This is a genomic window from Micromonospora sp. NPDC048830, from assembly GCF_043198215.1.
Lineage (GTDB): Bacteria > Actinomycetota > Actinomycetes > Mycobacteriales > Micromonosporaceae > Micromonospora.
The window spans coordinates 1-17,985 of record NZ_JBICUP010000007.1 but is presented as its reverse complement, the minus strand read 5'-3'; the positions used below and the strand labels follow the sequence as shown (position 1 = coordinate 17,985).

The 17,985-nt window shown below is 73.9% G+C and carries 20 protein-coding genes and 1 tRNA gene; 10 read left to right on the top strand and 11 right to left on the bottom strand.

Annotation, left to right across the window (positions count from 1 at the left end; translation table 11 throughout):
- Window positions 1-163 precede the first annotated feature (163 nt).
- Both ACGFIZ_RS08930 and ACGFIZ_RS08925 read right to left on the bottom strand, forming a co-directional pair.
- The gene (locus tag ACGFIZ_RS08930; RefSeq protein ID WP_393417308.1) at window positions 164-1,126 is read right to left on the bottom strand and encodes a TIGR03557 family F420-dependent LLM class oxidoreductase; all 963 of its coding nucleotides are present in this window, start codon (window positions 1,124-1,126) and stop codon (window positions 164-166) included.
- A gap of 140 nt (window positions 1,127-1,266) precedes the next feature.
- Window positions 1,267-1,977: a VOC family protein gene (locus tag ACGFIZ_RS08925; RefSeq protein WP_393417306.1), complete on the bottom strand. Its 711-nt coding sequence runs from the start codon at window positions 1,975-1,977 to the stop codon at window positions 1,267-1,269.
- Window positions 1,978-2,137: 160 nt separating this feature from the next.
- Here ACGFIZ_RS08925 and ACGFIZ_RS08920 point away from each other — a divergent pair, with 160 nt between their 5' ends.
- Window positions 2,138-3,106, top strand: coding sequence for a sporulation protein (locus tag ACGFIZ_RS08920; RefSeq protein ID WP_393417304.1), 969 nt, complete (start codon window positions 2,138-2,140; stop codon window positions 3,104-3,106).
- 78 nt (window positions 3,107-3,184) lie between these two features.
- Here ACGFIZ_RS08920 and ACGFIZ_RS08915 read toward each other — a convergent pair whose 3' ends face one another.
- Window positions 3,185-3,562 carry a hypothetical protein gene (locus tag ACGFIZ_RS08915; protein WP_393417302.1) on the bottom strand — a complete coding sequence of 126 codons (378 nt, stop codon included), beginning with the start codon at window positions 3,560-3,562 and terminating at the stop codon, window positions 3,185-3,187.
- A 329-nt stretch (window positions 3,563-3,891) separates the two neighbouring features.
- Between ACGFIZ_RS08915 and ACGFIZ_RS08910 the strand changes: the two genes are divergently transcribed.
- Complete coding sequence (locus ACGFIZ_RS08910; protein ID WP_393417300.1) at window positions 3,892-4,299, top strand: hypothetical protein; 408 nt, start codon at window positions 3,892-3,894, stop codon at window positions 4,297-4,299.
- A gap of 45 nt (window positions 4,300-4,344) precedes the next feature.
- Here ACGFIZ_RS08910 and ACGFIZ_RS08905 read toward each other — a convergent pair whose 3' ends face one another.
- Window positions 4,345-6,564 (bottom strand): HelD family protein, encoded by a 2,220-nt coding sequence (locus ACGFIZ_RS08905; RefSeq protein ID WP_393417611.1) that lies wholly within the window; start codon window positions 6,562-6,564, stop codon window positions 4,345-4,347.
- Window positions 6,565-6,789: 225 nt separating this feature from the next.
- Between ACGFIZ_RS08905 and ACGFIZ_RS08900 the strand changes: the two genes are divergently transcribed.
- A complete protein-coding gene (locus ACGFIZ_RS08900; protein ID WP_393417298.1) occupies window positions 6,790-7,416 on the top strand; it encodes an SGNH/GDSL hydrolase family protein in 627 nt (208 codons plus the stop codon).
- Window positions 7,417-7,433: 17 nt separating this feature from the next.
- Here the strand turns inward: ACGFIZ_RS08900 and ACGFIZ_RS08895 are convergent, their stop codons facing one another.
- Window positions 7,434-9,326 (bottom strand): tetratricopeptide repeat protein, encoded by a 1,893-nt coding sequence (locus ACGFIZ_RS08895; protein ID WP_393417296.1) that lies wholly within the window; start codon window positions 9,324-9,326, stop codon window positions 7,434-7,436.
- A gap of 60 nt (window positions 9,327-9,386) precedes the next feature.
- Window positions 9,387-9,845, bottom strand: a complete 459-nt coding sequence (locus ACGFIZ_RS08890) for a MarR family winged helix-turn-helix transcriptional regulator (RefSeq protein WP_393417294.1) — start codon at window positions 9,843-9,845, stop codon at window positions 9,387-9,389.
- A 50-nt stretch (window positions 9,846-9,895) separates the two neighbouring features.
- Between ACGFIZ_RS08890 and ACGFIZ_RS08885 the strand changes: the two genes are divergently transcribed.
- Together ACGFIZ_RS08885 and ACGFIZ_RS08880 are read left to right on the top strand one after the other, a co-directional pair.
- On the top strand, window positions 9,896-10,417 hold the full coding sequence (locus ACGFIZ_RS08885; RefSeq protein ID WP_393417292.1) for a VOC family protein: 522 nt from the start codon (window positions 9,896-9,898) through the stop codon (window positions 10,415-10,417).
- Between the two features lie 88 nt (window positions 10,418-10,505).
- Window positions 10,506-11,420 carry a hypothetical protein gene (locus tag ACGFIZ_RS08880; RefSeq protein ID WP_393417290.1) on the top strand — a complete coding sequence of 305 codons (915 nt, stop codon included), beginning with the start codon at window positions 10,506-10,508 and terminating at the stop codon, window positions 11,418-11,420.
- Window positions 11,421-11,532: 112 nt separating this feature from the next.
- On the opposite strand, the gene ACGFIZ_RS08875 is transcribed toward ACGFIZ_RS08880, so the two are convergent.
- Window positions 11,533-11,712 (bottom strand): DUF4236 domain-containing protein, encoded by a 180-nt coding sequence (locus ACGFIZ_RS08875; protein WP_347670164.1) that lies wholly within the window; start codon window positions 11,710-11,712, stop codon window positions 11,533-11,535.
- A gap of 345 nt (window positions 11,713-12,057) precedes the next feature.
- Between ACGFIZ_RS08875 and ACGFIZ_RS08870 the strand changes: the two genes are divergently transcribed.
- Window positions 12,058-12,588 (top strand): flavin reductase family protein, encoded by a 531-nt coding sequence (locus ACGFIZ_RS08870; RefSeq protein ID WP_393417288.1) that lies wholly within the window; start codon window positions 12,058-12,060, stop codon window positions 12,586-12,588.
- 46 nt (window positions 12,589-12,634) lie between these two features.
- Here the strand turns inward: ACGFIZ_RS08870 and ACGFIZ_RS08865 are convergent, their stop codons facing one another.
- On the bottom strand, window positions 12,635-13,090 hold the full coding sequence (locus ACGFIZ_RS08865) for an RrF2 family transcriptional regulator (protein WP_393417286.1): 456 nt from the start codon (window positions 13,088-13,090) through the stop codon (window positions 12,635-12,637).
- 4 nt (window positions 13,091-13,094) lie between these two features.
- Window positions 13,095-14,078 carry a helix-turn-helix transcriptional regulator gene (locus ACGFIZ_RS08860; RefSeq protein WP_393417284.1) on the bottom strand — a complete coding sequence of 328 codons (984 nt, stop codon included), beginning with the start codon at window positions 14,076-14,078 and terminating at the stop codon, window positions 13,095-13,097.
- 287 nt (window positions 14,079-14,365) lie between these two features.
- On the opposite strand from ACGFIZ_RS08860, the gene ACGFIZ_RS08855 reads away from it, so the two are divergent.
- The gene (locus ACGFIZ_RS08855; RefSeq protein WP_393417282.1) at window positions 14,366-15,142 is read left to right on the top strand and encodes an SDR family oxidoreductase; all 777 of its coding nucleotides are present in this window, start codon (window positions 14,366-14,368) and stop codon (window positions 15,140-15,142) included.
- 75 nt (window positions 15,143-15,217) lie between these two features.
- On the opposite strand, the gene ACGFIZ_RS08850 is transcribed toward ACGFIZ_RS08855, so the two are convergent.
- Window positions 15,218-15,649 carry an SsgA family sporulation/cell division regulator gene (locus tag ACGFIZ_RS08850; protein WP_007457244.1) on the bottom strand — a complete coding sequence of 144 codons (432 nt, stop codon included), beginning with the start codon at window positions 15,647-15,649 and terminating at the stop codon, window positions 15,218-15,220.
- A 275-nt stretch (window positions 15,650-15,924) separates the two neighbouring features.
- On the opposite strand from ACGFIZ_RS08850, the gene ACGFIZ_RS08845 reads away from it, so the two are divergent.
- Both ACGFIZ_RS08845 and ACGFIZ_RS08840 read left to right on the top strand, forming a co-directional pair.
- Window positions 15,925-16,500 (top strand): TIGR02611 family protein, encoded by a 576-nt coding sequence (locus ACGFIZ_RS08845; RefSeq protein WP_393417280.1) that lies wholly within the window; start codon window positions 15,925-15,927, stop codon window positions 16,498-16,500.
- Between the two features lie 50 nt (window positions 16,501-16,550).
- Window positions 16,551-16,625, top strand: a tRNA-Val gene (locus tag ACGFIZ_RS08840).
- A gap of 324 nt (window positions 16,626-16,949) precedes the next feature.
- On the opposite strand, the gene ACGFIZ_RS08835 is transcribed toward ACGFIZ_RS08840, so the two are convergent.
- Window positions 16,950-17,306, bottom strand: coding sequence for a 5-carboxymethyl-2-hydroxymuconate Delta-isomerase (locus tag ACGFIZ_RS08835; protein ID WP_393417278.1), 357 nt, complete (start codon window positions 17,304-17,306; stop codon window positions 16,950-16,952).
- A gap of 258 nt (window positions 17,307-17,564) precedes the next feature.
- Between ACGFIZ_RS08835 and ACGFIZ_RS08830 the strand changes: the two genes are divergently transcribed.
- A complete protein-coding gene (locus tag ACGFIZ_RS08830; RefSeq protein WP_393417276.1) occupies window positions 17,565-17,930 on the top strand; it encodes a DUF6444 domain-containing protein in 366 nt (121 codons plus the stop codon).
- The last annotated feature ends 55 nt before the right edge of the window (window positions 17,931-17,985 follow it).

Below are 17,985 nucleotides of genomic sequence, written 5' to 3'. Positions count from 1 at the left end.
GCCGGCGGGCAGGGCGGTCGGCTGGGCGTGGCCGCCCGCGGCCCCCGCGGCCCACCCACCCCACCCGCGATCTTGCAGTTTCTGCCCCGGCGAACGGGGTGAAACGCCCATATCGGGGGCCGAAAGTGCAAGATCGCGGGGGCGAGGGGGCGGGGCGGGCGGGTCAGAGGGCGCGGAGGCGGGGGAGGAGCTCCTCCTGGGCCCAGTCGAGGAACATCGGCTGGCCGTCCCCGCCGACCTGGAGGAGCGCCACGTGGGTGAAGCCGGCGTCGACGAACTTCTTGAACGCCTCGACGTGCCGGTCGACGTCCGGGCCGCAGGGAACGCCCTGGGCCGCGTCCTCCTCGCGAACGAACTGGGTGGCGGCGGCGAACGAGTCCGGCCCCGGCAGGTCGGCGTTGACCTTCCAGCCCAGTCCGAACCAGCGGAACTGCTCGTGCACGATCTTGCGGCACTCCGCCTCGTCCGGACCGTAGCAGATGGCGACCTGCCCGTACCGGGGCCGGCCGGCGCCGCCCGCGTCCTCGTACAGCTGCACGAGGTGCGGGTCCGGCTCGGTGGCGATGACGCCGTCGGCGTACTCGGCGGCGAGGGCCGCCGACTGCGGGCCGGAGGCGGCGACGGCCATCGGCACGGGCCGGTCCGGCCGGTCCCAGACGTACGCGTCCGGCACGTCGAAGTGGTTGCCGGAGAAGGTGAGCGTCTCGCCGGCCAGCAGCGGCCGGATGATCTGCAACGCCTCCTCGAACATCTCGTGCCGCTGCTCCACGTGCGGCCAGCCGCCGATGACGTGCTCGTTCAGGTTCTCCCCGGCGCCGAGCCCCAGGGTGAACCGGCCGTCGGAGAGGACCCCGACGGTGCTGGCCTTCTGCGCCACCACGGCCGGGTGGTAACGGCGGATCGGGCAGGTCACGAACGACATGAGCCCGGCCCGGCCGGTGGCGTGGGCGACGGCGCCGAGCACCGACCAGGCGTACGGGGAGTGGCCCTGCGAGTCCAGCCAGGGGCTGTAGTGGTCGGAGACGACCAGGTGGTCGAAGCCGGCCGCCTCGGCGCGTACCGCGTGGTCGACCAGCTGCTTCGGGCCGGCCTGCTCGCACAACAGGGTGTAGCCGACGTTGACCATCGCGGCATCTCCTTCCTCCCGATCCTCCCCGGATACCCCGGTCGGAGCCGGTCAATCCCGCCCGTCCGCTTTTCGGTGCTCGGCCACTCCCGGGTGCGACCGGCGGGTCGCCGCCGCCCGGTCCGGCTCAGTCGTCCTCCTCAGTCCCAGCAGAGGCAGAACGGTTTGCCGGCCGGGTCGGCGTAGACCCGCCAGTTCTCGCCGCCGGCGGGCAGCCGGGTCGCGCCGAGCCCGAGCGCGGCCGGCTCGACGGCGTCCACGTCGTCGACCGTGACGTCGAGGTGGAACTGCTGCGGTGCCGCCGGATCCGGCCACCGCGGCGGGCGGTAGTCGGCGACCTGCTGGAACAGCAGCGGCTGGGCGCCGTCCTCACCGATCATGGCCGCGCCCTCGCCCTCGTAGGTGACCGGCTTGCCGAGGAGCTCGGCATAGAACGCGCTCAGCACCTTCGCGTCCGGGCAGTCGAGCATGACGCCGGCCAGCGTGGTGGCCGGGTTGCCCGCGTTGCGGCACAGGTCGAACGGGTGACCGGCCGGGTCGGCCAGGGTGTGCCACGTCTCGTTGCGCCGCAGCAGCGTGGCGCCGAGGCCGAGGGCGCGGTCGGTGCCCGCCTCCAGATCGGGCACGCGCAGGTCGAGGTGCGCCTGCTGCGGACGGTCCGGGTCCGGCCAGCGCGGCGGCACGTGGTCGGGGGCGAGCTGGAAGCCGACGCGCCAGCCGTCCGGCGTGCCCATGGTGACCCACTCGTCGTCGGCGTAGCGCTCGGTCCAGCCGGCAAGGTCGGCATAGAACGCGCTCAGGGTTTTGATGTCAGGTGCGTCGAGCACCACGGTGCGTAACGTTCCGATCATGTGACCATCCTTTACCAGGGGTCCGACAGGACGTCGCCGGCGCGGGCAGTGAGGAAACGCGCCGGCACCCTCACAGGCACTTCACAGCCGCCCTGGTTAGGGTGACCGTGAACGGCGGCGTTCCAGGGTGGAGCGCGCGTCCCCGTCAGCGGGAGTGACGATGGTCTTCAAGAAGATGTTGAGCGCGTTCGGCGTGGGCGGTCCCAGCGTGGACACCGTGCTGGCCAACCCGAACACCCGGCCCGGCCTCACCCTCGACGGCCAGGTCAACCTGGTCGGCGGGGACAGCCCGGCCGCCATCGAGCAGATCGCCGTCAGCCTGGTCACGCGGGTCGAGATCGAGGGCGGCGACCACGAGTACGCGGGCATCATGGAGTTCCACCGGATGCCGGTCAGCGGCGCCTTCGAGCTGGCCGCGAAGCAGCAGCTGTCGATCCCGTTCCAGCTGCCGGTGCCGTGGGAGACCCCGATCACCGACGTGTACGGCCAGCGCCTGCACGGCATGACGATGGGGCTGCGGACCGAGGTGGCGGTGGCCCGGGCGGTCGACAAGAGCGACCTCGACCAGGTGGCGGTGCACCCGCTGCCGGTGCACGAGCGCATCCTGGACGCCTTCGCCCGGCTCGGCTTCCGGTTCAAGGGCGCCGACCTGGAACGGGGCCACATCTACGGCGTGCAGCAGACGCTGCCGTTCTACCAGGAGATCGAGTACTTCGCGGCGCCGCAGTACGCGGCGCAGGGCGTCAACCAGGTGGAGCTGACCCTCGTCACCAGCCAGAGCGGCATCGACGTGGTGCTGGAGTGCGACAAGCGGGGCGGCTTCCTCACCCCCGGCCACGACGTGTTCGGCCGGTACCAGGTGGCGCACGCCGACGCCGACCGGGTCGACTGGGTGCAGGTCGTCGACGGCTGGCTGCGGGAGACCACCGGGCGCTACGGCCAGCTGCGCGCCCAGAGCTTCGGCGGCCACGGCCACGGGCACGGGCATGGCCACGGCCGTGGCCCGGGGATGGGCGGGATCGTCGCCGGCGCCGCGCTGGGCGCGGTGGGCGGCATGGTCGCCGGGGAGATGATCGAGGACGCCGTCGAGGGCGACTTCGCGGAGGACTGGGGCTTCGGCGACGAGTAACGGCCGACGGCGTACGACGGCGGCCTCCGGGAGTGCTCCCGGAGGCCGCCGTTCCGCTCGGGGCGGATCGTCACCCGGTCAGTGCCGGGCCTTGCGCTCGGTGGCGCTGCGGTAGTTGCTCCCCGCCTTGGCCAGGCCCCGGCTGGCCATGTACCCGATCGTCAGCAGGGTGATGAAAAACCATGCCTGCGGTGCGCGGAAGATGTCCACGCCGACCGAGTTCTTGCCGACCAGGTACGAGGCGATCAGCACGGCGGCGACCGAGGCGGCGTAGACCCAGAACTCGGTGGTCTTCAGTGCCTGCTTCGTCTCCGTACCAGGTGCCTGCATCGCCTCCCGGTGCCCGTCGTACGTCGCCGGCATCGGCCGGGTGGGTGCCTCCTGGATCGGGCGGTTCGGCGCCTCCTGCGCGGTCGGCCGGTTCATGGGCCTGGTGGATGCGGCCTGCGTGCTCATCTGGTCCTCCTCAGGATTTGATGAGTCTTACCTCGTCCCCGCCCCGCTACCGCGTGTCGGCCACGGCACGGTTCGCGTTCCCGGCGGGGGCACCCCCCGTCTACCCGGGGGGCCGACGGGGTAACGCCCGCCGGCCCCGGAAGTCGGCCGTCGGCGCAGGTCCCGCCGCTTCGACGCGGCCACGGATCACCTCCGGGCCGTACCGGCACCGGATGCTCCGCGTGTCCGGTCGTCGCCTCTGCCGTGCGGAGGGTTCCGCCGGCCCGGGTTTGCGGGGCCGGACCTCGGGCACGCAGGAAGATCCGGACAGAACCTGCGAGGTGATGGACGTGCGTGAGGACGACACGATGCGGGAGTCCGCCCGCAAGGCCGAGGACCGGATCGCCGGCGGCATGTACGGCGAGGGGGCGCTCGACGAGGTCACCGTCCCGCAGACCGACGAGCTGCGAATCATCCAGGAGGAGGACCCGTACGACCCGGCGCACCAACCGGTGGACCAGGGGACGCTGCGCGACGGCGGACCCACCCGCGGGCAGGGCGCGGTCACCACGACCGGCGGCACGGCCGGCCCGGCGAGCACCCGGCGGCTGGCCCGGCAGCCGGAGCGGCACCGGGGCACGGTCGCGCCGACGACCACCGGGGACGCCACCACCGGCGGGTTGAGCACCCCGGCGGGCGGCTCCACGAGCGACAAGTCGAGCACCGGCAGCCAGGTCGGCAACTTCACCGACGAGTGACCCAGCGGTGGCGGGTGGACGGTCCGGCCGTCCACCCGCCCGACCTCAGCCGGCCCGCAGCACCCCGAGGCGCTGGGTGGCGCGGGTGAGGGCGACGTACAGGTCGCTGTGCCCGCGCGGCGACTCGGCCACGATCCGCTCCGGGTCGGCCACCAGGACGGAGTCGAACTCCAGCCCCTTGGCCTGCCCGACGGTGAGCACCACCACCCGGCTCTCCAGCTCGGGGTGCTCGCCGATCGCCGCCTCGGGCAGCGCCGCCACGACGGCGGCGCCCAACTCGTCGACCCGCCCCGCCGGCACGATCACCCCGAGCCGGCCGTCGGTCAGCGCGGCGGCCTCGGCCACCGCGGCGTCGGTCAGCTCGGCGGCCAGCCGGTCGGCCGGGGCCGTACGCTCCCAGGGCGGCACGCCGCTCTCCCGTACCGAGCGCGGCGGGCGCAGGTGCGGGTCGATCTCGGCCAGCACCCCGGCGGCGACCGCCATGATCTCGGCGGGGGTGCGGTAGCTGACGGTCAGCTCCGCCAACCGCCAGCGCTGCGCCACGTACGGCTCCAGCGCGTCCGCCCAGGAGGCGGTGCCCGCCAGCGCCCCGGTCTGCGCCACGTCCCCGACGATCGTCATCGACCGGCTCGGGCACCGGCGCATCAGCAGCCGCCAGGCCATCGGCGACAGCTCCTGCGCCTCGTCGACGATGACGTGCCCGAACGCCCAGCGCCGGTCGGCGGCGGCCCGCTGGGCGGTGGTGAGCCGGTCGCCCTCCTCCTGGCGTTCCAGCAGCCGGTCGGCGTCCAGCAGGTCGGTGACGCCGAGGATCTCGCCGCCGTCCGCCTCGTCCTCCACGTCGATGGAACGCGAGCCGCGGGCGATCTCCAGCACGCCCTCGGCGTACTCGCGCTGCAGGGCCCGGATGCGTGCGCGGCGCGCCTCGGCGGCCCGCTCGTCCTCGCCGAGCAGTTCGGCGGCCTCGTCCAGCAGCGGCACGTCGGCGGGGGTCCAGCCGCCGCCCGGCTCCCGGTGCAGCAGGGCCCGCTCGGCGTCGGTGAGCCCGGGCGCGGCGGCGGCGACGCGGTCCGGGTCGGCGTACAGGTCGGCAAGCAGGCGCTGCGGGGTGAGCACCGGCCAGAGCTGGTCCAGGGCGGCGCGGACCTCGGGCTCCTCGCGCAGCTCCCGGCGGATCTCCGCGACGTCGGCCTCGTCGAGCAGGTTCTCCCCGCCCAGCGGGTCGGCGCCGATCCGCTCGGCGACCTGGTCGGCCAGCGCGTGCACGATCTCGATGTCGAACAGGGCGCGGGCCAGGTTGTGCGGCCGGCCCGTGCGGCGGACGCGATCGCGGGCGGCCCGCACGGTCTCCGGGTCCAGCCGCAGCACCTCGCGCTCGACCTCGATCTCCAGCGGCTCGTCGGGCACCCACTGCCGGTCCCGCGCGGCCGCCGCCAGCACCTCGACCATCTCCGCCCGCCCCTTGAGCGCGGCGGCCTCCGCGGGCTCCGCGCGCCGGGCATTCACCCCGGGGAAGAGATCGCCCTGGGTACGCAGCAGCACGCCGGTCTCGGCCAGCGCCGGGAGCACCTGCGAGATGTAGCGCAGGAACGTCTCGTTCGGGCCGACCAGCAGCACGCCCCGGCTCGACAGCTCCCGCCGGTGGGTATAGAGCAGGTACGCCGCGCGGTGCAGCGCGACGGCGGTCTTCCCGGTGCCCGGGCCGCCCTGGACCACCAGCACCCCGGGCAGGTCGGCGCGGATGATCCGGTCCTGCTCGGCCTGGATGGTCTCGACGATGTCGCGCATCCGGCCGGTCCGGCCGGCGTTGAGCGCGGCGAGCAGGGACGCCTCGCCGGTCAGCTCCTCGTGCGCGGTGGGGGAGGCGGTGGCGAGGTCGAGCACCTCGTCGTTGACCGCGGTCACCTTCCGCTGCCGGGTACGCAGGTGCCGGCGCCGCCGTACGCCCTGCGGGTTGGCGGCGGTGGCCAGGTAGAAGGCCCGGGCGGCCGGGGCCCGCCAGTCCATGAGCAGCGGGTCGTAGTCGCCGCCGGTGTCGAAGATCCCGATCCGGCCGATGTAGCGGCGCGCCCCGTCGTCGGTGTCCAGCCGGCCGAAGCAGAGCCCGTTCTCCACCGCCGAGTACTGCTCGACCTGTTCGGCGTACATCCGGACGGCGCTGTCGCGCTGGGACCGCGCCTGCTGGGTGCCGCCGGTGGCGCGCAGTTCCGTGGTGAGCCGCTGGGCGGCCTGCTCCCGCATCCCGTCGAGCCGGTCGTAGAGCATGGAGACGTACTCCTGCTCGTGGCCGATCTCGTCGTCGTGCCGCAGCTCGCCGGGACCGTCCGAGTGCCTTGACAAGCCGTCTCCCTAGTGATTAGAATTGCATCCGGAACGGCATTTCTGCGCCGTTCCTTTTTTGTGTCTGAATTGCACAAGATACCGTGCGGCGACCTCTCCCACCAAGCGATCCGGGCCGGTCGCGCCGCCGGGTCGGAACGGGGTCGCGCGATGCTGCTGGGTACCGGTCAACGGGTCGTCTTCATCGGGGACAGCATCACCGACTGCGGCCGGCGCGACGTCGCCGCCCCGTACGGCGACGGCTACCTGAGCCTCGTCCGCGCGTTCGTCACCGCCCGCCACCCCGGCCTGGAGCTGACCTGGGTCAACCGGGGGATCAGCGGGGACACGGTCCGGGACCTGGCGGCCCGCTGGGAGTCCGACGCGGTCGGCGAGCGCCCGGACTGGCTCAGCGTGATGATCGGCATCAACGACATCTGGCGGGCGTTCAGCCCCGGCCGGGAGGCCGAGGCGGTGCCGATCGACGAGTACGAGCGCACGCTGCGCGTCCTGCTGCGCCGGGCCGTGGACGCGACCGGCTGCCGGCTGCTGCTCGCCGACCCGTTCCTCGTCGAGCCGGACGTCGACGAGCCGCAGCGCGCGCAGACCGACCGGTACGCGGCCGTGGTCGCCGCTCTCGCCAAGGACTTCGAGGCCGTGCACGTGCCCACCCAGGCGGCCTTCGACCGGGTGCTGGCGCACACCCCGCCCGGCCACTGGGCGCCCGACCGGGTCCACCCGGGCCTGCCCGGCCACGCGGTCATCGCCGACGCCTTCCTGACGGCCCTCACCGCCTGACCCCCACCCGGACGGGGTCACCGGCGGCGGGTGCAGACCTGACGGGTCTGGCCGACCTGGTCCACCGACCAGACCACGGCGACGGTGAAGCAGTAGTCGTCGTCGCGGTCCAGCCCGTGGACCAAATAGCTGGTGCTGCCCGGCGGCAGGGTCTCGAAGGCACGCGGCTGCTGCCCGGACGGGCTGCCCGCGATCACCACCGGTCCGCTCGCGCCGGCCGGGTACGTCCAGCTCAGCGCGATGTTGTCCCGGTTGTCCCGCAGCGTGATCCCGCCCGGCGGGGTGCCGGGCGAGGCGGTGGCCTGCGGGCTGCCCGACGGGCCGGCGCCCGCCGTCGAGCCCGACCGGGCGGGCCCCGGCGGGGCGGTCGCCGACGGCGAGGGCCCGGGGCGCGGGCTGTCGACCCGGGAGACCCCGGCGACCACCGCTGCCGTGCCGAGCACCACCACGGTCACGCCGCCGACCAGCACGAGCGGGGCGAGCCGGCGCGGTGGCGGCGTGGGCGGGCGGGGGACCAGCACCGGGAGCAGCCGCGACGGCTCCGGCGGGGCCGCGGGCGGGCGCACGGCCCGGACCCCGGCGGGCTCCGCACCGCCCTCGGCCGGGCCCGCTCCGGGCCGCTCGCCGTCGGCAGGCTGCCCGCCCCCGCCGGCCAGTCCGACCACCGCCGGCGGCACCGCACCCTCCGGGGGCCAGCCGGACCGCGGCACCCAGCGGCCCTCGTCCGCCGCGTCCGGGCCATCGGGTACGGCGTGCCGGCGCAGCCACGCGTCCTCGTCCTCGACGCGCGCCGGGCCGTCCGGCGCGGCGTGCCGCCGCAGCCACGCGTTCTCGTCCTGTTCCGGAGCCGGGTCCTCGGCCGCCGGCGCGGCGTGCCGTGGCCACTCGTCGTCCTCGACCCGTGCCGGGTCGTCGGACGCCGGACCTGCGTGCCGCCGCCAGGTGTCCTCGTCGTCCTGCCCGGCTGCCGGGTCGTCCGGTGCGGCGTGCGGCGGCCACCCGTCGTCCTCGGCCGGCGTGGCGTGCCGGGCCGGCGCCTCCGGGGGCAGGCGGGGCGTGGGAACCCCGGGCGGGTGCGGGTCGTCGTCCGCCGGCCACGTCGGCTGGTACGCCGGCGGCCCCTCGGCGGGCGGGGGCATCCGCGCGGCCGGCACCACGGGCGGCTCCCGATCCGGCGGTACGGCCGGCGCCTCCGGCTCGGTCGCCCCGGGCTGGGCGCAGACGTGGGCGGGGTTGGCCGCCGTCCGGGCCAGGGCCGCGACCTGCACCGCGAGCGGGTCGTCCGCGGCGAGGTGCTGGCGGCACAGCTCCCGGGCCAGGGCGAGGTTGTCGTGCGCCTCGGCGAACTCGCCGCAGTCGCGCTGCATCGATCCGAGCCGGGCCAGCATCTTGATCCCGCTGGGGTGCCCGTCGCCGTACACCTCGCGGTGCAGCTCCCACGCGTCCTGCAGGCGATCCCGGGCCACCGCGCACTGCCCCCGGGCGTACTCCACGGTGGCCAGGTCGGCGTGGGCGGCCAGCACCCGCGGCGACTCCGGCCCGTCCGACGCGGTCAGCTCGATGATGACGTCGGCATACAGCCGGGCGGCGCGGGCGTAGCTGCCGACCCGGTGCAGCACCGCCGCGAGCGTCGCCGCCGCGGTCACCGTACGCGGGTCGGACCGGCCGTGCAGGCGGGTCGTCGCCGCGTACGCGAAGGCGGCCCAGCCCCGCGCGGAGTGCGGCTCGCCGAGCGCGACCAGGACCCGGGCCTGGAGCCCGGCGGCCTCGGCCAGCTCGGGCGTGGCGCGGTCGGGACGGGAGTCGGCGTCGCTCAGCGCGTCGGAGAGCAGCTGCTGCGCGCCGGCGAGGTCGCCGGCGGACACCAGGTGGTTCGCCTGGACGGTCAGTTCACCGAAGCCGGAGGGCACGCCCCATCGTGGCCGGCCCGCGACGGTATGTACAAGACCCGGACGCCCGCGATTCGGTCGTCAACCGGTCAGGTGGTCCACCATGGTCTCGCTGATCCGGCGCAGCTGGTCGACCTGGGCCGGGCTGAGCGCGTCGAACAGGTGCCGGCGTACCGCCTCGACGTGGCCGGGCGCGGCGGCGGCGAGCGCGGCGAAACCGGCGTCGGTCAGCACGGCCACCTGCCCGCGCCGGTCGGTCGGGCAGGCCTCCCGCCGGACCCACCCGCACGCCTCCAGTCGGGCGGTGGCGTGCGACAACCGGCTGCGCGAGGAGCCGGTCGCGTCGGCCAGCTCGCTCATCCGCAGCCGCCGGCCGGGCGCCTCGGACAGCCGTACCAGGATCTCGTAGTACGCGTGGGGCATCCCCGCGTCGCGCTGCAGCTCGCGGTCGAGGGTCTCCATGAGCGCGCGGGTGGCGGTCAGGTACGCGCGCCAGGTGCGCTGCTCGTCGGCGTTCAGCCAGCGGGTCATGGCCACCATCATAGGGCTTGTAGTTGAGAGTTCAACCAAACCGCGCTAGCGTGGACGCCATGGGAATCCACCGCCTCAACCACGCCGTCCTCTACGTCGCCGACCTGGCCCGCAGCGTCGCCTTCTACCGCGACGTGCTCGGCTTCCGCCCCGTGCCGATGACCCCGGACGGGTTCCGGGGCGCCGCTTTCCTCCAGGCTCCCGGCTCCACCAACGACCACGACCTCGGCCTGTTCGAGATCGGCCGGGGCGCCGGGCGCTCCACCGCCGGCCGCGCCACGGTGGGCCTCTACCACCTGGCCTGGGAGGTCGACACGCTCGACGAGCTGGCCGCCACCGCCGAGCGGCTGGCCGCCGCCAGCGCCCTGGTCGGCAGCTCCGACCACGGCACCACCAAGAGTCTCTACGGGCAGGACCCGGACGGGCTGGAGTTCGAGATCGTCTGGCTGGTCCCGGCCGACCGGCTCGACGACGCCGCGCTGGCCGCCCGCAGGCGCATCGGCCGGCTCGACCTGGACCGGGAGCGGCAGCGCTACGGCGGCCAGACCCGCGGCGGCGTCGGAATCTCCGTACCGGCCTGACCGTCGCAGAGCGGTGGCCGGGACCGCGTCGCCGGGCGATCCGGGGAGCGGCGTCCCCGGGCGCGCGCCCGTGCGGTAGAACGTCAGGATGCCCACCGACGCCGTCCTCCGCGAACTGCTCCTCCGGCAGCTCGACGCCTGGTTGCCCGCCGCGCGGCAGCGCGCCCGCCGGGCCACCCTCGCCCTGGCGTACGCCGGGACCGACGACGGCGGCGCGGACGCCGCGCTGCGGGCGGTCGCGGCGCACGGCGACCGGCTGCGCGGGTTCCGGCTGACGATCCTGGTGCTCGCCCAGGGCACCGAGGACCTGCCGGCCCGGCTCGGCGCGGTCGAGGCGGCCCTTCCCGCCGAGGTGGCCGTGCACGTGATGCCGGGCGATCCGGCGCGGCTGCCGGTGGCGCTCAAGGCCGCCGGGGCGGCCGCCGCGCCCCTGCTCACCGTGGCCCACGGGGCGGCCCCGACGCCGGCCCTGCTCGCCGCCGCCCGCACCGGCCGCCCGGCCGACCTGCTGCTGGTCGGCGAGCCGGACGCGCCCCTGCGGCCGTGGCTGTCGGCGGCGGGCTTCCCGCTGGTCGCCGAGGCCGACCTGGCGGTGGGCCCCCTGGCGGCGGCCGGCGGGTCCGTGCGGCGGATCGCGTTCGCGACCGGGTCGGACCGGAGCCTGACGGCGTTCAAGGACGCCCTCTGGGCGGCCGGCGGGGCCGGCGGGGTCCGCTACCTCGACCCGGCCGAGCCGGGCGGGCCGGCCCTGGAGGCCTCGGCCGAGCCGGACCCGGACCCGCTGGGTCGGAAGCTGCTCGCCGAGCTGGGCCGGACCGGCCCCCGTACGCTGACCGAGCTGCGCCGGCACGCCCTCACCGACACCCTCTACCGGGCGGAGGACGCGACCCGGGCCGTGACCGCCCTGCTCGCCGCCGGCGCGGTGACCCGGGACCCGGAGCACGGTCGGCTCGGCGGGGACGTGCTGATCACCGCCCGCCCGGGCGCCGGACCAGCTGCTTGACCACGATCGACCCGCCGGTGGCGAGCACCCCGATGCTGAAGACCATCTGGAGGCTGACGACCACCCGGGCCACCTGCCCGTGGGCGTTGGCGCCCCGCCCGGCTCCGGGACGTCACGCCCGGGACTTGTCCTGCTTCCAGGACAGCGGGCCCGGCAGGTCGACGCGGTGCGCCCGGGTCCGCGAGTTCCAGGACCATCTACCGATCCGCAGACTCCACGAGGAGAACCCGTTCTCGGTGAAGTTCAGGACGAGCGGGCCGAACTTCTGACGCTTGCGGAACATCAGGCCCATCGCGGGGGCCTCCCTTCGTCACCTTTTCCCTGTCGTGTCGGGATCTGAGATGCCCGTAACGGCGATTCGTGAAACCGGGGCGCATTCGCACTGGACCGGGCCGTCCCTCGACCCGCAGAATCCTAGTTATCAGGTAGGTTTTCTCGGGTGCTCGGCGCCGGTGGACGCGGGTCACGGCATGCGGACGGCGGTCAGCCGACCGGATTGGGGCGACGAACGGTCGTATGGGTCGCCCGCAGCCGTAACGGTGAGCCGCACCCGGGGCGCTGAACCTGACAGCGGCTGTCGCCCGGCGTCAGCCATCCGCCGGCATGCCGGCGGCCCGCGCGAAGGAGAGGAAGACGCATGTTGGCGGTCGAGCTGCGCCCCGTCGACCGGGAGCTGTTCCGTGCCCTGCTGAGCAAGCGGACGGCCACAGCCACGGTGGTGACCGCGCCAGGGCTGGCCGCCCACCGGGGTCGGCCCCCGCTGCCCCCGACGGCGTGCACCGCCACCTCGCTGACGGCGGTGTCGCTGGAGCCGCCGCTGGTGTCGTTCTGCCTCGCCGGTCAGCCGTCGAGCCGGCTGGTGATCGAACGCGCCGAGCACCTCGCGGTGCACCTGATCCCCACCGGGCAGTGGGAGGCGACCGCGACCTCCGCCGGCGACCTCGCCCCGCTCGCCACCGACCCCGGCTGGCAGCCCGGCCCGTTCGGCGTCCCGCTGCTCGACGGGGCGCTCGCCGTGCTGCTCTGCCGGGCGGTGCACCAGGTGCCGGCGGGTGACCATACGCTGGTCGTCGCGGAGCCTCTCGCGCTGGGCGCGGGGGAGGGGCGCGACCCGCTGACCCGGGACCCGGCCTACACCACCACCACCACCGGCCGGCCGGATCGCTGACCGCCCGTACGCCCGAACCCGCCGGACCCGCCCCGCGCGGGGCCGGTCAGCGGGGCTCCCAGGCGTCCGGAGGAGCGATCAGGCGGCGGACGTGGCCGGGCAGTCGCCCGCTGGCCAGCTCCGCGAGGCTGACCTCGTCGACCACCTGCCGCACCGCCGCCCGCACGGCCACCCAGAGCCGCGGCAGGTTCTCCGCCGCCCCCTCGTAGCTGGTCTCCTCCGGGCGCAGCCCGCGCACCCCGGCGAGCGGGCCGTCCACCGCGCGCAGGACCGCCCCGATGGTGATCTCCCGCGGCGGACGGGCCAGCGTGTAGCCGCCCTCGGCGCCCCGCTGCGCCCGCACGATCCCGGCCCGGCGCAGGTCGGCCAGGACGGCCTCCAGGAACTTGCGCGGCATGTCCTGCTCGGTGGCGATGATCTGGGTGGACAGCAGGGAGGGGTACGCGGTGGCGAGGCTCAGGGCCGCCCGTACCGCGTACTCGCCGCGCGCGGAGATCTGCACGCCCTCATTCTGCCTGGCGGGGGCGGCCGGGCGGATCGGCGGGCCGCCGGGGCCGTACCGTCCACGCGGACGACCCCGCCCCCGGCCCGGCGCCGGCCCCCGGCGCCCGGAACGCGCCGGGACTCATCCCGACCTCCCGGCTGAAGAACCGGCCGAAGTTCGTCGGCTCCGGAAAACCGAGCCGGCGGCCGATCTGGGCGATCGGCTCGTCGGTCGCCGCGAGCAGCCGCCGTGCCTCGAGGGCCACCCGCTCGTCGATCACCTGCTTCGCGCTGCGCCCGTTCGCCGCCAGGCAGGCCCGGGTCAGGGTACGCACGGAGCAGCCCAGCCGGGCCGCGTAGTCCTCGACCCGGCGGGTGTGCCGGTAGCCGCGCTCGACCTCCTGGCACAGCCGGCCGAAGATGTCACTCCCGGCCCGCCGTCCCGCCCCGGACCCCTCGGTCGGGTCCGGCAGCAGCGCCAGCCGCAGCAGCAGCACGGCGAGCTGGTGGCGCAGCAGGGCGCGGGCGGCGGGCGCGTCGGGGTGCCGCCGGCAGTCCACCACCAGCTGCGTCACCTCGTTGATCACCGCGTCCTCGTCCTCGCCGGCCAGCTGCTGGTACGCCGGCAGGCCGTCCGCGTCCACCCCGAGGTCGCGCAGCGCGCCGGCCCGCCAGCGGACCACCACGGCGTCCAACTGCCGGGTGTCGCAACGCAGCACCTGGCCGGGGCGGACCCGCAGCAGCGTGCCGGGTCGGCAGGGCAGCGGCCGGAAGTCCAACTCGGCGGTGCCGTGGCCGCCGGTGACGAGGACGAGCAGGTCCGCGTCGAGCAGGACCGGCCGCCGCCAACCGGCCGCCCCGGCGAGGTCGCGCAGGGCCAAAGTGTCGAGGTCGGCGGACCGGCACGCCAGGTCGGCGTCCGCCGGCGGTGTCGCGCGGCTCGGCCGACCGGCGGGGGGCATCAGGTCGATACGGGTTGCTGGCGAGAGCTGACCGGTGGAGACCATCGTCTGCGACGGTAGCTCGGGTCCGGCCCACTCGCATTTCGGGCGGAGCGGTCGCCGGCGCCGGTCCCGCCGCCGGCCCTCGGCGAACAGCCTGCGGCAAACGGGACGCGGCGTTTCCGGCGGAGCGGACCGCCGAGGCGGCATCGGCAGCCGGCTCCCGGGGCGGCGGCTGCCCGGGCGCGGCTTGTGGGGCGGTTGCCGCCCCGGCTACGTTACCGATCGGTAGCGTCCGGGCCCGGGTGGACCACCGGCGGCGGCCCGGCGCAGGAGGCGGCGAGGGGATGGGCATGACGGATCTGTTCTCGGTCGAAGGCAAGACGGTCCTGGTCACGGGCGGCTCGCGGGGCATCGGGCTGATGATCGCCCGGGGCTTCGTGCGGGCCGGCGCGCGCGTGATCATCTCGTCACGGAAGGCGGACGTCTGCGCGAAGGTGGCCGACGAGTTGTCGGCCGAGGGGCAGTGCGAGGCCGTCCCCGCCGACCTGGGCACCGACGCCGGCGCCGAGGGCCTGGCCGCCGCGGTGCGCGAGCGACTCGACCGGCTCGACGTGCTGGTCAACAACGCGGGAGCCACCTGGGGCGCGCCGCTGGAGGCGTACCCGGAGAGCGCCTTCGACAAGCTGTGGGCGGTCAACGTCAAGGCCGTCTTCCGGCTCACCACCGCCCTGCTGCCGGCGCTGCGCGCGGCGGCCAGTGCCGACGACCCCGCCCGGGTGATCAACATCGGCTCGATCGACGGCATCCGCGTGCCGTGGATGGAGGTGTACGCATACTCGGCCACCAAGGCAGCCGTGCACATGCTCACCCGCGGCCTCGCCCACCAACTCGCCGGCGAACGGATCACGGTGAACGCCATCGCCCCCGGGCCGTTCGAGAGCAGGATGATGGCCTTCGCCCTGGACGACCCCGCGTCCCGGGCGGCGGTCGAGCAGCAGGTGCCGCTCGGCCGGATCGGGCGCCCCGAGGACATGGCGGGCACGGCGATCTACCTGTCGTCCCGCGCCGGGGCGTACCTGACCGGGGTGGTGATCCCGGTTGACGGCGGCATCACCACGCACGGCTGAGCGCGTACCGGAAACGTGCGGGGCCGGGGCCCACGCGGACTCGGCAGCTCCGCGCGGCCCCCGGCCCGTGCCGTGTCAGCGCCCGGCCAGCAGCCGGTTCACCGCCGTGTCGACGTCCAGGTGCTCGGCCTCCCGGCCGCGCGGGACGACGACGTAGGTCCGCCGCAGGAAGCGCACCAGGACGCTGCGCGGCACCTCGAACAGGGCGTTGCCGTCCGGGGACGACAGCGCCAGCGCGACAAAGTCGCCGCGCGGAGTGGCCCAGGGCCACACCCGGACGTCGCCGATGCCGGCCGGCTCGTCCAGGCCGGTGACCAGCAGTTCGCGCGCGAACGACCAGCTCACCGCCTCCCCGCCGGCTGACTCGGCGTGGAACAGGACGTGGACCGCATACGGGTCAGCAGGGTCGTAACGCAGACTGGCACGCACCGGCAAGGCGGTGGCGTCAGGTGCGACGAGCCTTAGCGACGTCTCGACCTCTACGGTCGTCGGTCGGATGACACTCATGGACGTTCTCCCCCCGGCACCGCTGCGGAACGCGCGTGTCCCGCTTTTCCCATACTCAGCCGCTACTCCTGGCTACGCTCCGCCATACGCTGACTTCACCCAGTGGTGGGAAGGTGGTCGGAAACGCCGATAGAATGTGAAAATTCTTGTACGATATCCGGTTCTGCCCAGTGCTTGATCCCGCCCGGCATCGGGGTCGTTCAGACGTCGACTTACTCCGGTAACGTCCAGTGGTCCAATGGAGTGACGGGCCCGGGGGACACTGGGGGGTGCAAATGGTTACGAACCGATCCTCAGTGGATCCGGCGGCTCGGCCCGGGCGCCCGAAAGTCGGGCCCCGAGCAGCCGAAAGGCGGGGGTACGCGGTGCCGATTGATCAGTACGACCGGCCCGGTCGGGGCGGGCCGGACGACCGTGCGCCCCGGGGCGGCGTGGCCGTCGCCGAGCGGCGCCGCGGGCGCTGGCGGCGGCGACTCGGCACCACCCTCGACCTGATCCGCGCCAACCCCACCGGCCGGATCGCCCTCAAGATCTTCATCTCCGTCCTCGGGGCGATCATCGTCACCGTCGGTATCGCCCTCATCCCGCTGCCCGGCCCCGGCTGGCTGCTGGTGATCGCCGGCCTCGGCGTGTGGGCGGTCGAGTTCCACTGGGCCCGTCGGCTGCTCAACTTCACCCGCCGGCACGTGCAACGCTGGACCCGGTGGGCCACCAGCCAGTCCCTGCCGGTGCGGCTCGTGCTCGGCTCCGTGGGCCTGGTCTTCGTCGCGGTGGTGCTCTGGCTCTCGCTCAAGTACAGCCTCGGCATCGACCTCCTGGCCCGGCTGCTGCACTACCTCGCAACGCACTGACCCCGGATTCGCGGTCCGGTCCCTCGATCAGGTAGAGTCATCGGCGCTGAGGGCGATTAGCTCAGCGGGAGAGCGCTTCGTTCACACCGAAGAGGTCACTGGTTCGATCCCAGTATCGCCCACCATCGATAAGCGCAGGTAGCAAGCCCGTTGCCGGAATTGCCGGTAACGGGCTTCTCCGCTTGCGCCCCTTACATTGGGAGCAGTTTGGGAGCAGCCCTGCGGGTGCCGGAAACTTCATCCGTGCTGGTCAAGCGGTTGTTCTCGTAGTCGTGTAGGAGTCCGCCGAGTCGATCGTGTCGGTGGGCGTTCAGGCGTGCCAGCGCGGCGGGATCGGTGATCGGTTCGGGCAGTGGACGCAGAGGCCGGGCGTTCGTGATGCCCGGATGGAGCCGATCGGCCGTGAACACGCTGGAATCCGACCGCGAATCTCCGCAACGCGATCAAGTTCAGGGGAGAGCGAGCTGGTGATAGCTGTGCAGCTCTCGAATCTCGGTAGTGACCTGGACGGAGAAGGCGCTGGGAATCGTGAGGTGCGTCTCGAGCAGGCCCAATACCAGCTCGCCCAATTGGGTCTTTAGCTCTTCGGAGCGGCCCGGCAGGATATCGACGATCGCATGAATCATGTGGTGGTTGGGGTTTCCGTCGCCGACAATGGTCTCGTCGAGGATGAGGAACCGGGTCTTGAACCCCCGCAGGGCACTGCTGATCAGGTCGGAGGCCGCAGCGTGGACGGCCAAGGCGAATCCTCTCCTGTCGAATCCTGCGGCGAGCGCCGCCGGGTATTGAACCGTGACCTGTGGCACGCTTGCCCCTTTCCATGACCGGACAACCGGCGATCGTTCTGCCAAACCCTGCCGCGGCCTGGGCTCTCGGACGGATTGCAGTTACTACGAAGAGTAGGAGGCGGTCGCCAGACGTGATGTACATGGCCACGATAGCGCGGGGCAACCACGGTGACTTCCTTCCTCGGTTCACAAGATCAAACCTTGTTTGGAGGTAACTGTTCAGGTGGCGTGTCGAGGGCTTGATCGTCTGCGGGGTTTCGGGCAGGGTGTCCGGTTGTGGAGGTTGCTGGCCGGCCGAGCTATGACGAGCTTGCGGCGTTGGTGGTGCAGCAGCAGCGGCAGATCGAGTTGTTGCAGGCGCGGGTGGCTGAGCTTGAGCGGCGGTTGGGGCTGAACTCGCGGAATTCGTTGAAGCCGCCGTCGTCGGATGGTCTCGCGAAGCCGCCGCCGCGTTCGTCTCGGCGGTCGTCTGGGGTCGGGCCGGGCAAGCAGCCGGGTGCGTCGGGTGCGGCGTTGTCGCTGGTGGACGATCCGGACGAGGTGGTGGAGCATCGTCCGGGGGTCGGGGCCTGTAGGGAGATCTGTGTAACGGATGTCAATGAAAGTCCGTTATGGCCAGTAGAAGCTGGTCGGCACAGATAGGAACAGGTTGATGGCTATCTCCATGGTGGGGCAGTACGACACACCCGTCGGGGTT